Source organism: Nitrosospira multiformis ATCC 25196 (assembly GCF_000196355.1).
Classification (GTDB): domain Bacteria; phylum Pseudomonadota; class Gammaproteobacteria; order Burkholderiales; family Nitrosomonadaceae; genus Nitrosospira; species Nitrosospira multiformis.
In genome coordinates this window covers 1,447,861-1,461,269 of record NC_007614.1, presented here as the reverse complement: position 1 = coordinate 1,461,269, position 13,409 = coordinate 1,447,861, and the positions used below count along the sequence as shown (strand labels likewise).

At 53.6% G+C, this 13,409-nt stretch carries 11 protein-coding genes; 7 read left to right on the top strand and 4 right to left on the bottom strand.

Annotated elements, in window-relative coordinates:
• Positions 1–38: 38 nt before the first annotated feature.
• Positions 39–665 carry a uracil-DNA glycosylase gene (locus NMUL_RS06665; protein ID WP_238529886.1) on the bottom strand — a complete coding sequence of 209 codons (627 nt, stop codon included), beginning with the start codon at positions 663–665 and terminating at the stop codon, positions 39–41.
• A gap of 107 nt (positions 666–772) precedes the next feature.
• Here NMUL_RS06665 and efp point away from each other — a divergent pair, with 107 nt between their 5' ends.
• On the top strand, positions 773–1,339 hold the full coding sequence (efp, locus tag NMUL_RS06660) for an elongation factor P (protein WP_011380612.1): 567 nt from the start codon (positions 773–775) through the stop codon (positions 1,337–1,339).
• Positions 1,340–1,474: 135 nt separating this feature from the next.
• Here efp and NMUL_RS06655 read toward each other — a convergent pair whose 3' ends face one another.
• Positions 1,475–2,719, bottom strand: coding sequence for an OprO/OprP family phosphate-selective porin (locus NMUL_RS06655; protein ID WP_011380611.1), 1,245 nt, complete (start codon positions 2,717–2,719; stop codon positions 1,475–1,477).
• Positions 2,720–3,150: 431 nt separating this feature from the next.
• On the opposite strand from NMUL_RS06655, the gene NMUL_RS06650 reads away from it, so the two are divergent.
• Positions 3,151–3,528: a hypothetical protein gene (locus NMUL_RS06650; RefSeq protein WP_011380610.1), complete on the top strand. Its 378-nt coding sequence runs from the start codon at positions 3,151–3,153 to the stop codon at positions 3,526–3,528.
• A 121-nt stretch (positions 3,529–3,649) separates the two neighbouring features.
• Here the strand turns inward: NMUL_RS06650 and NMUL_RS06645 are convergent, their stop codons facing one another.
• Positions 3,650–4,585 (bottom strand): DMT family transporter, encoded by a 936-nt coding sequence (locus NMUL_RS06645; protein WP_011380609.1) that lies wholly within the window; start codon positions 4,583–4,585, stop codon positions 3,650–3,652.
• A gap of 187 nt (positions 4,586–4,772) precedes the next feature.
• Between NMUL_RS06645 and NMUL_RS06640 the strand changes: the two genes are divergently transcribed.
• From NMUL_RS06640 to NMUL_RS16135, 4 genes are all read left to right on the top strand, one after another.
• Positions 4,773–5,348, top strand: coding sequence for a DNA-3-methyladenine glycosylase (locus NMUL_RS06640; RefSeq protein WP_238529885.1), 576 nt, complete (start codon positions 4,773–4,775; stop codon positions 5,346–5,348).
• Positions 5,349–5,481: 133 nt separating this feature from the next.
• Positions 5,482–7,554, top strand: coding sequence for a carbon starvation CstA family protein (locus tag NMUL_RS06635; protein ID WP_011380607.1), 2,073 nt, complete (start codon positions 5,482–5,484; stop codon positions 7,552–7,554).
• A gap of 50 nt (positions 7,555–7,604) precedes the next feature.
• Positions 7,605–7,805 carry a YbdD/YjiX family protein gene (locus NMUL_RS06630; protein ID WP_041352968.1) on the top strand — a complete coding sequence of 67 codons (201 nt, stop codon included), beginning with the start codon at positions 7,605–7,607 and terminating at the stop codon, positions 7,803–7,805.
• A gap of 297 nt (positions 7,806–8,102) precedes the next feature.
• Positions 8,103–8,912: a PEP-CTERM sorting domain-containing protein gene (locus NMUL_RS16135; RefSeq protein ID WP_011380605.1), complete on the top strand. Its 810-nt coding sequence runs from the start codon at positions 8,103–8,105 to the stop codon at positions 8,910–8,912.
• Between the two features lie 271 nt (positions 8,913–9,183).
• On the opposite strand, the gene NMUL_RS06620 is transcribed toward NMUL_RS16135, so the two are convergent.
• Positions 9,184–11,757 (bottom strand): TonB-dependent siderophore receptor, encoded by a 2,574-nt coding sequence (locus NMUL_RS06620; protein ID WP_238529884.1) that lies wholly within the window; start codon positions 11,755–11,757, stop codon positions 9,184–9,186.
• An 846-nt stretch (positions 11,758–12,603) separates the two neighbouring features.
• Between NMUL_RS06620 and NMUL_RS06610 the strand changes: the two genes are divergently transcribed.
• The gene (locus NMUL_RS06610; protein ID WP_011380603.1) at positions 12,604–13,230 is read left to right on the top strand and encodes a PEP-CTERM sorting domain-containing protein; all 627 of its coding nucleotides are present in this window, start codon (positions 12,604–12,606) and stop codon (positions 13,228–13,230) included.
• Positions 13,231–13,409 lie beyond the last annotated feature (179 nt).

Sequence of the window (13,409 nt, the reverse complement as noted above, 5' to 3'; positions counted from 1 at the left end):
TTAATCTCCAGTTTTCCGCTGTCCGCCATGAAACCAGGTCAGAGCAGGTCAGAGCGGATTTTTGCAAACACCTCTTCGAACATTTCTGTAGTCAGGCGATGGGTCTGAGTATTGTAACGACTGCAATGATAGCTGTCATATAGCGTCAACCCGTTGCGTTTCAAGTCATCAGACCCGAAGTTTCCGGCAAGCGCATGAACGGCACCATGACGGAAGGCATGGGACTTCGGCTTGAGGCCCAGTGCCATCAACACAGCCTGATGAGCAACAGCGCCAAGAGCCAGTAGCGCGCTACCGCCCCCTTCTGCAAAGGCCGAAATCTCATGTGCGAGATAGCTATTGCACTGCCTGATCTCGCTTGCCTCCGGTTTGTTCTCCGGCGGAAGGCATTTGACCGCATTGGTGATACGGCATTGCATCAGCTCCAAATTGTCATTGATGGAAGCAGAGCCTTCATGGCTGGCAAAACCGAACTTGAAGAGCGTTCCATACAAGAGAATGCCGGCAAAATCCCCTGTAAAAGGCCTGCCTGTCCGGTTCGCGCCATGCATTCCCGGTGCCAGGCCGATGATCAGGAGCCGGGGCTTGGGATCGCCAAAAGCAGGCACTGGCCGGGCATAATAATCGATGTGGCGGGCTTTCACCTCATCCAGAAACCCGGCCAATCGGGGACAGCGCCGGCAGCTTGCTGAAAACTCAACCGGGGAAGAATTATCGGGGGTTTTTTGTAGTAAGATGCGCGCTTCTTGTTTCAAAGGAAATCACCAGAAATATGGCTAAAGTTCTTGCTACCGAAATTCGCGTCGGCAATCTGATTGAATGGGACAAGCGAATCTGGCGCGTACTGAAATGTTACCACGTCCATGTTGGCGGCCGGGGGGGAGCCTTCATGCAGGTGGAAATGAAAGATATCGAAGCAGGCACAAAGACCAACCAGCGTATCCGGACCGAGGACAAGGTGGAGCGTGCTTTCGTGGAGCCGCGGGAAATGACTTTTCTCTACCAGGAAGGCGACAATTATATCTTCATGGACAAGGAAAACTATGAGCAACTGAGCTTGTCGCGTGATTTCCTTGAAGGGCAGTATGAATACCTGCTGCCGAATACAGACGTGCAAGTCAACTTCCATAACGATCGGGCAATCGGCGTGCAACTTCCTGCCAGCGTGGTGCTCACCATCACCGACACCGAGCCCAATCTGAAAGGCGCCACCGCCACCAGTTCCTACAAACCGGCCACGACGGAAACGGGCCTGGTAGTCATGGTCCCGCCATTCGTCCTGCAGGGGGAAAGAATCAAGGTCAATACCGATAGCGGTGAATATATCGAGCGCATGTAGCCCCTCTTATGGCGCTCCAGCGAGGCTGGCAGGGAATGTAGAGGACTCGTCCCCGAACAGGCTTCGTGAAGGTATGCAAGATTCCGGCAGTATGCACGTTCGAAGCCGCACGTCCTGACTTAAAACTTCTGCTGGTCAAAAACTCAACTGAGTACGAAATGAAATTACGGACGGCCCGTCCTTCCGGTTGGGCGTGCCCGGACCGCTATTCCCGATCGAGGCTTCCGTCAGATAATAATTGAGCATAAAGCGCAAACCCTGGCGAACATACCAGTTGGCGCCCAATGTAATGACCTCTACCTGGCATTTCGAGGTTCCGGTGCCGCAGGGGTCAGCGATCAAACTCTGCGCCAGGTTTTCAGCGAAATCGTAGCGTATGGCAAGTTCGAGAGCGCCCCATTTTCCTATGGACTTTGGTTTGCCCAAAGCCCCGCGCTCTTTCCGGTAAACGGTTCTCTCGCCGGTCACAAACCAGCTCCCCTGCACGTAATAGGATTGTATCGTCGAATCTTTTTGCTTGCCTGATACAAGATGCGTATCGTCGAGCGTTGAGTTTACGTACTCCCCCTGCAAGGTCACCGGACCGAGCGCGTATGCAGCTTCCAGAGCAAAGGTCGACTGGCTGCTATGGCCGGATAAATCCGAACTTTTGCCAGCAACCCCGAGAGATTTAGTAATTCCGCGACGGCCTCCGTAAATATCCACAAACTTTGCTGCAAGGGATTCGCTACTGGGGGTATCCACACTATACGAGAATCCTAAGTGAAGAATGTTACCTTCGTTCGAAAATGGGACCCAGAACAAGCGCCCTCCATAGCTTGAGCCTGAAATGGGCATACCGGCATGCGTCAAGCTCATGATATCCGCAGCGTAACCGATCCGCTCGCGGAAGATTCCCTTGTAACCCACTCCCATCAGCCATTGCCGGCCGCTGTAAATCCCTGTGGATGAAGTCGAAGGACGCTCCATCATGGTAACTTCATTTGAGCTTGTCAATTCCTCCATGCCCCGATAAGGCTTGAATTGGCCGACTGTCAACAGCCCCGGACCAAGCTTTGCCGAAACCCAGACCTCCCGCAGACTGCCGGGAAAAGTGCCAGCGGCAAAGTCGTTCTGGAATTTGAAACCCAGGTCATAGATTTTGCCTGTTACGTCGGTATATCCCCTCCGGAAGTTAAAGCCGCTATCGGGAAAGCTGCCGGATATCTGGCTCCCGAACGGTGGATAGGAGGAATGGGCTTTATCGTTGTCGAAGGCATGTACATCGAGATGAGCCCGGGCGCCGAAAATCATTTCAAAATTGCCATCCTGACTTTTGATTTTGGGACTATCCGTTGTATCGAAAATAAGCGCCTGCGCCCAGACAGCGGGAGCGCTCATCAGGACAATCAGGAGGCAATATTGAGGAAGGGTATTTGCTGTCAATGGGCTGAAACCATAGTGGCATGGACAAGCCTGGAGCCGACCCCGCCGCACCCATCAGTATGCGCGTGAGAACGTACTGAACAATTACGAAGAAGACCCTATCATTGAATTACCGCAATTTTGCTACTTTAACAAGAGGATGACCATGAGAGATTCGACATTATTAACAAGTCATCGGAACTGGCTACCGCGTTCGTCTTTTTCGGATCCGATGCAGTATTTGCGCGAGGCTTAATAATAGCGAAGTAATATATCTTCCTCCAGGGACGATCCGAAACCGGACTGCGGCAAACGCGGCTTCGTGTGGTACCGCACTGACCTGCGGGTGCGGGCTACGTAATCTTTCAAACACAGCAATATCGCTGGATCGACAAGAAGGAATAACTATGAAATCATCTTCGACATCAATTAACCGAGGACTGGCGTCGATATTGGCGCTGACGGGCGCGGCGGTTTTCAGCATTGCAGGTATGGCGTATGCCCAATACGGCGGAGCGAGTTCTGGCCAGGGAAGTTCTGGGGGTCAAAGCGGCTATACCGGGCAAGGTTCGCAAAAAGGACCTGACGGAGGACCGGCTCCATACGACACCCTTGAAGAACCTATGGATTCAGGCTATGTAGACCAGGAAAAAAGAGTGGATCGCGCCAAAGATCCACGCTCACCCAGTCCGGAAGGCCATGTCCCGAACTTCCCCGTGGACAAAGAGGGAAGACCCCTGAAGGATCCGAAGTATGAACAAGGTGGGCCGATCGGGCCGAACTGATCGAGATGTTGCCGCGGTTATTGAACGTTTACCGCGGCAACCCCTTCTTTCCACTCCATCCTTGGCAGTGCTCCCATCCATAAGTCTGCCTGCCCTTTCAGAATCCCTTTCAATACCCGTTTCAAAGTCTTTCTGGCGTTTCCATTCCGCCAGGAGAAGCAAGAGGTTCACGTAATGCTGTGGCCGCAATTCCCGACAGCGCGATCAGTCCCATTCCAATCAGTGATACACCGGTAATCCGGTCGCCGAATAGCAACACTCCATACAGGTAGGACCAGGCAATGCCGAGATATTGAAGGCTGCCATTGACGAGCAGTTTTCCGATCGCATAGGCGCGGGTAAGCAGTAACTGGGCAAATGTCGCAAGCAAGCCCACGGCCAGCAGCAACCCCAGCCCATGCAGCGTGTGGGCATGCCATCCCTCCCCAAGGAACGTTACCAAGGCTCCCCCTCCCATGCTGGTGATGGAGAAAAAAAATACGACGCGCGTATCCGGCTCACCTGCCCTGCCGAGTGCGGCCACCTGGAGGTATGCCAGTGCCGTGAGCAGGCCGGAGAGCAGGCCTACGAATCCCCCCCATGTCTGATCATTCTGGATCGCAGGCCGAAGAATACAGATGGCCCCAGCGAATCCGGCAAAAACTGGACCGAGTAGCCGTGTATCTGCTCGTCCTTGCTTCAGAAAAACTGAGCCCCCGATGAGCAGGACAGCCATCCAGATAGGAGCCGTGTAATTCAGTGTTACGGCGGTAGAAAGTGGGAGCGCTTCGATGGCGTAAAACCAGAGTCCCAGTGCGCACACACCCGTCAGACTTCGCCAGAAGTGCAACGCCGGAACGGAGGTATGCAGTGTGATACCACGTCTTCGCGCCAGCATGGATACGATCACTGCTCCAATGAGGCCTCGATAAAACACCATTTCACCCGTACCATACTCTGCCGAAGCAAGCTTGACACACATGCTCATGGTGGCGAAAAGCAAGGTTGCGGCAATCATGAGCACGGACGCCGGTATTTCCCCCTCCCCTTTCCTTCTTGAAATTTCGTCAATCAACATTCAGTTCAAGTTTAACCTTCAAAAGACCCACCGAAAACCGGCAGGATAAATATCCTATCTGCTTATTGAATGAAGCAGCGGAATGAAGCAATAAAAACCATATAGGGTAAAGCCCGGCATAGCAAGTCACTGCACGGTGCAGCAGTTGGTTTTTTGAGGCGCTCTGTATAAAATCTGCGCCATGAGCATGAGTCAGCCATCTATCGATTTTTCAGCTTCTTCCGTTGACGTTGCGCGCTCCCTCATAGGCGCCACCTTGCTTGTAAACGGAGTTGGCGGGCGGATCGTAGAGACAGAAGCATATGACCACGATGATCCCGCCTCGCACAGCTTTTCGGGCCCCACCAGGCGTAACCAGGTGATGTTCGGGCCTCCCTGCCATGCCTATATCTATCGCTCGTACGGCATTCACTGGTGCCTGAATTTTGTCTGCCGGCCGGCAGGACATGGAGCTGGCGTATTGATTCGGGCGATCGAACCGCTTGTCGGCCTGGATATCATGCGTAAGCGGCGAGGGTTGAGCGATGAGAGACTTCTCTGTTCCGGCCCTGGCCGGGTATGCGAGGCGCTGGGCATCACGCAGGAGTATAGCGGAATGTCCATTGATACTCCTCCGTTTCAGCTTACCCCTCCCCTTGATCCTGTTCCAGTTGTAACAGGCCCTCGTATAGGGATTTCCAAAGCAAAGGATGTTCCCTGGCGCTTCGGACTTGCCGGTTCCCCTTTTCTGAGTCGTCCATTCCGCCAGCCCGATATTGTTTAGTTTCCTATGGCCATTTCAGGATAGAGTTCCAACCTGCGCGTAAACCTCATTCTTCGAGCAGATCGCGATCTCGGGAGTGCCTGGCGCGTATCAGCTTCAATTTCTTCACTCAGGATTCGGAAATCGGGAAAAAATGAATACTTTTATCCGCAAATTCGGCTGGTTTGCATTTGCCGCCACCGGTGCGTTCGCATTGGCAGTCGTCGCCCTGAATCGTGGCGAACCGGTCGGCGCCCTCTGGATCGTTGTTGCAACCGTCTGTGTCTTTACCATCGGCTACCGCTTCTACAGCCGGTTCATTGCCAGCAAAGTGCTCGGGCTCAACCCCACCCGCATGACACCGGCCTACAAGCACAACGACGGGCTGGATTATGTGCCAACCAACAAATACGTGCTGTTCGGCCATCATTTCGCCGCCATTGCCGGAGCCGGTCCTCTGGTCGGACCAATATTGGCGGCGCAGATGGGCTATCTGCCCAGCATGCTCTGGCTCCTCGCGGGGGTCGTGCTCGCCGGCGCAGTGCAGGACTTCATCGTACTGTTCATTTCCACCCGGCGCGATGGCCGCTCGCTCGGGGATCTCATCAAGTCCGAGATGGGGCAGTTGCCGGGCATGATCGCTCTCTTCGGCACATTTTTCATCATGCTGGTCCTCCTTGCGGTGCTCGCCCTGATCGTGGTCAAGGCGCTGGCGGAGTCGCCCTGGGGAACCTTTACTGTCGCCGCCACCATTCCCATTGCGCTCTTCATGGGGGTTTATGCACGCTACATACGCCCCGGTTCCATTGGCGAAGTATCGCTGATCGGCTTTGCGCTGTTGATACTTTCGATTGTCGGCGGCCAGTACGTGCAGGAGATTCCCTCCCTCGCCGCGCTGTTCACGCTGACAGGCGAGCAACTCACGTGGCTCCTGATCGGCTACGGATTCATTGCCTCCGTGATGCCGGTATGGCTGTTGCTGGCACCGCGTGATTATCTCTCGACATTCCTCAAAATCGGTACCGTAGTCAGCTTGGCAATCGGCGTCCTCATCATTTCCCCGGAACTGAAGATGCCGGCATTGACCCAGTTCGTGGATGGCTCGGGACCGGTCTGGTCAGGCAGTCTGTTTCCCTTCCTGTTCATTACGGTAGCGTGTGGAGCGATATCCGGCTTTCATTCCCTCATATCCTCCGGGACCACACCCAAGATGATCCGCAATGAGCGCGATGCCCGCTTCATTGGTTATGGCGCCATGCTGATGGAATCATTCGTCGCCATCATGGCGTTGGTCGCCGCCTCCACCATCGAGCCCGGGGTTTACTTCGCCATGAACAGCCCGGCAGCAATCATCGGAACCACCGCGGAATCGGCAGCCCAAACCATATCTCAATGGGGTTTCCATGTTACGCCCGAAATGATTACGCAAACGGCACGGGATGTGGGGGAGCATACTGTCATTTCCCGCACCGGCGGCGCGCCCACCCTGGCAGTGGGTATGGCGCAAATTCTCTCCGATGTGCTGGGCGGGCAGGCGATGATGGCCTTCTGGTACCACTTCGCCATTCTGTTCGAGGCGCTTTTCATCCTCACCGCGGTCGATGCGGGTACCCGCGCCGGACGCTTCATGTTGCAGGATCTGCTGGGCTCATTCATTCCTTTCATGAAGCGTACCGATTCCATAACCGCCAATCTGATTGCCACTTCCGTCTGTGTCGCGGGTTGGGGTTACTTTCTCTATCAGGGAGTGGTCGATCCTCTGGGTGGCATCAATACCCTGTGGCCGCTATTTGGCATCTCCAACCAGATGCTGGCGGGCATTGCCCTGGTATTGTGCAGTTGTGTCCTGTTCAAGATGAAGCAAGATCGTTTCGCGTGGGTGACAATTCTCCCCGCCATCTGGGTTTTTGTCTGCACTCTGACCGCAGCCTGGCAGAAGATATTCGATGCCAATCCACGCATCGGTTTTCTGGCGCATGCAAACAAATACAGGGAAGCCGTCACGGAAGGCACGGTGCTTGCGCCGGCCAAATCCATCGGCCAGATGCAGCAGGTGATTTTCAACGATTACATCAACGCGTCGCTGGCGGCATTGTTCATGCTGGTACTCATCAGCATGCTGGCTTTCGGCATCCGCACGGTATTGCGAGCCCGCGCGCTCGGCACTCCCACCGCCAGGGAAACGCCATGCGAGTTATTGCCGGTTGAAGCCGTGCCAAGGACGTGATGACAGAACGTGAAGGTGATTTCGGGAAAATTATCGAGGAGGAGCAAACGATGTTAACCAGAATTGCGAGTGGATTGCGTTATCTCGGGCAGGGCATGCGGCTGATGGTAGGCATGCCCGAATACAGCACTTACGTCGCACACATGCACCGCGCTCATCCGGACCGGCCCGTCATGACATACGAGGAATTTTTCCGTGAGCGCCAGGAAGCAAGGTATGGCGGCAATGGCAAAGTGACACGATGCTGTTAGTGCGTTTTCCTCAAGCCAAGTACCTGCGGCAACCCATCCACCTGTCTTGACCATCGCGGCCGCCTGAGCCTTTGCTCAAGCTCAGGAATGAGCACACTCTGAACAGGCGCTTCGTCTTTTGCAATAAAGGATGGTAAAAGCCCAAAAGACGCGGCTCCCAGCGTACGCCTATTTAGCCTTCTTGTCAGTTCAGGAGTGTACGGAAAAACCGGGAATCTCCCCCTTATAGTCTTGCTTCAGCTATTCGGCTGAAGCAGATGCAGACGCATCTGTCTCTTCATGTTCAGGGGGGTTATCATGAGCTCGATTAAACGCAGTTTGACATTAATGGGTTGCTGTGCAGGCTTCATATTCGGTCAGTCAGCTTACGCTGATGGAACAGCCAGCGCTTCGCTCGACTGGAGCCGGCTCCAGGTTTCGGTGACGGGCGTGGATGGAAACATACCTACCGTAACTTTCTCCAATGAATCCACCAGCTTAAGTTCATCCGCATACGTTCCGGGTGAGGGAAGTGAATACAATACAAGGTCGATCTACGACTGGACATCCACTTTAGCCGCAAATGCGGAGGCCACTACCAGCACCTATTCCTCTGCTTCCGCCTCCGCTTCAGCCTTCTCGGCCAGTGCTCAATCCTTCGGTGAAGGTTCTTCTTACTACTGGGATACCCCCAGCGCCTCAGCCTCCGGGTATCGGACGGAACGCTTCACTTTCGACGGGCCTGGGGTACTTACCATAACCATCCCCTATACATTAGACATAACTGGGGGAGAGCAATATAACTATTATGGCTCCTCCTCGGCCTCGGTCAGCGCTTCCGCAAATTTTTATGGCCATGAAGACAATGGAAGTTCCAATTCATACTCGAATGCCTCTTTTTCCCTGGGCTCCTACTATGGGGAATCGCCCGACTCAAAATCAGGAAACCTCGTTTTCGGCATCTTTGCCGCCGGCCCCGGCAGTGGGTCGCTCAGCTTCAATACTAGCGCATCCCTCGGAAGTCCGAGCAGCATGATACCGGAGCCGGAGTCCTACGCCTTGATGCTTGCGGGGCTGGGACTGATGAGTATGATCGTGCGCCGCCGAAGTGCTGGCAGCGGAACTTGAATTTTTTCGGCCGAGGCCTATTTTTTACCTCTCCTCCCTTCTGATCCTTTTGCTTTACTCCCTTCCCGCTACGGAGAGGAAACATGGGAGAGGGAGAAATAGGATGCCACCGTCAAACAGTTTCATGCCTGGTAACCCGGATAGCGGCTGCATCCTGGATCTGAACGCCTCCATCCTATCCTCACCATTCAGGCTGCCATTCCCTCTCTTCCCGCCCCTCCCCCACAGTGGGAGGAGGAGGGAAGAGGAATATTGGGTCGAGCTTAGGAGTCTAAAAATTGGCAACCACCGTCAGGCGATAAATACGCGGCGCCCCGGGCAGGATGTTGTTATTGTTATTCGCGGAGGCGATATAGTCGATATTGGCCAGATTCTCGATATTTGCCTGGACGCGGATAACCTTGTTGAGCCGCACGAACATCGCTGCATCCATACGCGTAAAGCCTGGCAGCAGCACCGTGTTGTCGAGCGCGGCGTACATGCTGCTTCGGTGAATCACACCCAATCCAAGCCCGAGGAAAGGCGTGAAATCATAGCGGTTCCACATGGAAACAGTATGCTTCGGAACCTGGGCCACTACGGCCCCTGCTCTCGCACCCGTTATAGTCCGTGTAATTTCCGCATCGGTATAGGCGTATCCTCCCATCATGCTCCACTGTGGAGTGATCCGACCCATCAGTCCTACCTCTGCCCCACGCGCCCGTTGTCCATCAACCAACATCGACCTTGTGGGATCGTTTGGAACGGGAGCGAGGACATTGCTGCGCTCGAGCTGATACATGGCTGCGGTAAAGGAAAGATCGGGCCGAATATCCCATTTGGCGCCCAACTCCAGGTTCATGAATTGCTCAGGCTTAAGCGCGGCGTTACTCAGATTGAGAGAACTCAACTGGTCACCCGCCCGCGGCACATAGGCAAGGCTGTAGTTGCCGTAGATGGAAACCGGCTCGATCGGCTTGTAGATCAAGCCCACCCTGGGAGAAAGCAGTCCGTCATTGGTGTGAAACCGCTCACCATTGCGATTGTTCACGAAATTGGCGTCGAAATTATCGTAGCGCAGGCCGAGAACGGCCTTCACTTGGGGAAGCAGGGTAATCTGATCCTGAACATAGACGCCGACCACTTCCACCACACCATGATTATCTGCATCCGTGGCGTTTTGCCTGAAGGTAACCGGCGCAAACGCGGTGGGGTTGAAGAAAGGCACGTTCACACTTGTGGTGCTGTTGTTGAAAAACCCGGTGTTGCGGAAATTATCCGAAATCTGGCGGCCATATTCCACGCCCGTCATGAATTCATGATTTACGCCCCAGGTGTTCAGCTTGAACAGCAGGTCGGTCTGGGTAAAAAGGTTCTCCCGCTGGGTAGCGTTGTTATAGGCTGAAATCGCTACCGTGCCGGTCGCATCCTCAGCCGTGGCAACACCGTTGGCATATATGTTCTGATAGAACTTGTCGTAACTGGCATAGCGGGTGCGGTTGCGTATCTTGACCTCGTTGTCAAAGGTATGCTCGATCAGCGAATTCAGCGACCAAGCGTCGACGTGCGTCGGGCTGTTGGCGGCATTACCAAAGAACGTGGATCGGTGAGTATCAGCCGGACGGCCGGAATCCACGACTCCTGATCGCGTCCCAAATGAAGGAATGCCCCGGTCCGCCGTACGGCGGTCAAAAAAGTATTCCCCGCTGAAAACAACTTTGGTTTGCGCAGTCGGTTTGAACGTGAACGTGGGATTGACGCCGCCGCGCTCCAGATCGACGTCATTGCGAAAACTGTTCGAATGCTCGTACATGGCGTTGAGGCGAACAGCCGCAACATCATTGATGGGTTGGCCCAGATCGACAGCAATGCGCTTGTGGCTGAAAGACCCGTATTGAGCCGCGATCTCCCGCACCGGCGTCCAACCGGCTTCCTTGGTCACGCGATTGATTACACCTCCTGCGCCGCCGCGGCCAAAAATCATTCCGTTGGAACCCTTCAGAACTTCAACCCGGTCGATATTGTAGAGATCGCGGAAATACTGGACGTCATCGCGCAGGCCATCGACATAAAAATCCCCGGTCGTATTGTTGCCGCGGAAAATCACCGCATCACGATTGCCTTCCCCTTGGGAGGGCACGACACCTGGTACGTAGCGCACTACATCGGTAATGCTCTGCATAGTCTGATCCTGGATCATATCCTGGGTCATGACGGTTATGGACTGGGGCACATCGCGCAATGGCGTATCTGTCCTGGTTGCGCTGAAACTCTTGGTCGCCATGTAACCGTCCGTCGGCTCGGTTACAGCACTTGCAGTCACCCTGATAGGAGGCAGTACCGTCGGTTGCTCGCTCATTCCCTCTGGCTGCTTCCTTACAAGGTAGCCTTCTCCCTGCCGCACTCCCTGCAAGCCGCTACCAGCCAAAAGATGCTCCAACCCCTCCTGAACCGAAAATCTCCCGTTCAGTCCTTTTGTGGTGACGTCTTTCACATCAGCCGCATCAAAAGAAATGCTGGCCCCCGCCTGTTGCGCAAAACGGTTGAGCGCATCTGCCATTGCACCCGCAGGAATACTGTAGGTGATAGCGGAAGCGTGGGCGGCAATGTCTGACTCTGCTATCGCCATCTGGGGCAGAACCAGCGAGGCCAGCCCCAGCCCGATCAGGGCCCCACGCACGGCGCCGATAAGAGGAGGTGGACGAAAACCGCATTCTGCCCTCTCCCCATTCTTTTGAACGGGTTTGTCATTTTCAAGGGAAGTCATGCAGTTCAACACTCCGATACCACCGCTCTCACCTGCTCCATTTGAAACAAGCGATGAAGTGTTCATGAAATCGGTGTCTTGTATATTTTTATTACTCACAGCCTGTACTCTCCGGCAAAACGGATAAACAAACATAAAACTGGCTGGCTTGCCCCGGAAGAGCTGGCTGGCTAAAAAGCTGCGTCCACGCGCAGCGTTCATCCCGGCGGGATGGTTAGGAAGATTCTTCTTTCAACGATTATCGGGAATTATTTCTGATCTCACTTTACGTGAGCTGCTGCAAACACATTCCTTGTAACGACAATGCCTTACGGCTCATTCTGAAAATGCGGAACGGACAGTAGGAAATGAGAATTTGAAATAATTTTTATGATCTCATTAAATAAGAATTGTTTCTATTTTATTTTGACAAGGAAGGAAAAGCAATAAGCTGATCAAGGTTTGATAAGGGATAGACGAAGGAATGGGGCAACAACGACCCGTCTACTATCTCTATTAAAAGGCAGAATAACACCGGTAATTTTGAATACCTATGTGACTTTACCGATCTGAAGTCCCTGAACGGAGCCCTCCTGCGAAACCGTGGGAATAGGCATGAAGCGATGTATCCGCTCCATTTCCTGTTTGCAGTCTATCTCCGCATCGGTTTTATGGCACGGTAAATATGAGATTTTGAAGGAAGACCGCGGTTTGTTCTTTCTGCTGTGCCCGCGACATGGCCAAATATACCCGCTATTTGTCGAAATTTATTACATTCTCGCCCTTGAAAAGCAGGGTTAGCCGCGTAAGCTAATGTTTTCGCGAAAAAACAATAAATGGCACAGATTTTGCTTGAAATAATAAAGCTATAGTGTGTTTTCAGACTTGAAAGACATGGAAAACAGGCAAAGCCTATAGCGGCTCGAACGCAACTTTTAATAAACGCAGTGATAATAAGGAGATCAAATGAATAATTTTTCCAAGATAGCGATAGCTGCTTTAACATTCGGAGGTTCCATTTCCGCTGCATCGGCCGCAGGCGTCATTACCAATATAACAGCAAGCGGTGACGGTCTGGGGTCATTTAACTACACGATAGATGATACCAATCGAGTACTGGATCTGACCAAAGTCTTCAATAGCGTTGATCCAATTGTCCTGACGTTTACTGTCGAACATAGCACAGGCCCGGGTAATCCCTACACGGTGAAAGAAGCGGTCATCAATAGCTCCAGCCAACTTTGGACCGACTTTCACTACACGATCGGAGAACCTGATCGGGGCAATGGAGTCGTGTTCACCCAGCACAACAACTCGGTACTTTCGGGCTTCTCTCTTGACCAGTCGAGCGGACCGCGTAATCTTGACTTTAGCGGAAGCCTGGCAAGCGGAGACCCTGCTGTTACGGCAGGCTTCATGATCAGCCCCTTCGATCCGGGTCAGGGCAATACGATGACCTTTACAATCACTCAGGCTCCCACCATTGGTCAGGTTCCCCCAGTTCCTGAACCGGAAACCTATGCCATGCTGCTTGCAGGGCTCGGGTTGATGGGTGTCATGGTGAAAGGCAGGAACAGTAAAAAAAGCGCTTGAACTGATCTGGCTCTGGCGCCGCCCCTCCTCCGGGAGGGGCTATCCCGACACAATCTACCCCAATCTTTTTCCCCACTCTTCATCTGCTTCTGTTCCTCATCATTGCTCCGGCTCACTTGGACAGACGTCACCCGCTCCTGTTTTCTCTGGATATATCATGAGAAAGCCTGCCGGTGATC

What these genes read in the sequence shown, in the direction of transcription:
- NMUL_RS16135 (WP_011380605.1), top strand. Translation starts at nt 8,103, where the DNA reads ATGAGCTCGATTAAACGCAGTTTGACATTAATGGGTTGCTGTGCAGGC.
- NMUL_RS06655 (WP_011380611.1), bottom strand. Translation starts at nt 2,719, where the DNA reads ATGAGCGCTCCCGCTGTCTGGGCGCAGGCGCTTATTTTCGATACAACG.
- NMUL_RS06640 (WP_238529885.1), top strand. Translation starts at nt 4,773, where the DNA reads ATGAGTCAGCCATCTATCGATTTTTCAGCTTCTTCCGTTGACGTTGCG.
- efp (WP_011380612.1), top strand. Translation starts at nt 773, where the DNA reads ATGGCTAAAGTTCTTGCTACCGAAATTCGCGTCGGCAATCTGATTGAA.
- NMUL_RS06630 (WP_041352968.1), top strand. Translation starts at nt 7,605, where the DNA reads ATGTTAACCAGAATTGCGAGTGGATTGCGTTATCTCGGGCAGGGCATG.
- NMUL_RS06610 (WP_011380603.1), top strand. Translation starts at nt 12,604, where the DNA reads ATGAATAATTTTTCCAAGATAGCGATAGCTGCTTTAACATTCGGAGGT.
- NMUL_RS06650 (WP_011380610.1), top strand. Translation starts at nt 3,151, where the DNA reads ATGAAATCATCTTCGACATCAATTAACCGAGGACTGGCGTCGATATTG.
- NMUL_RS06635 (WP_011380607.1), top strand. Translation starts at nt 5,482, where the DNA reads ATGAATACTTTTATCCGCAAATTCGGCTGGTTTGCATTTGCCGCCACC.
- NMUL_RS06645 (WP_011380609.1), bottom strand. Translation starts at nt 4,585, where the DNA reads ATGTTGATTGACGAAATTTCAAGAAGGAAAGGGGAGGGGGAAATACCG.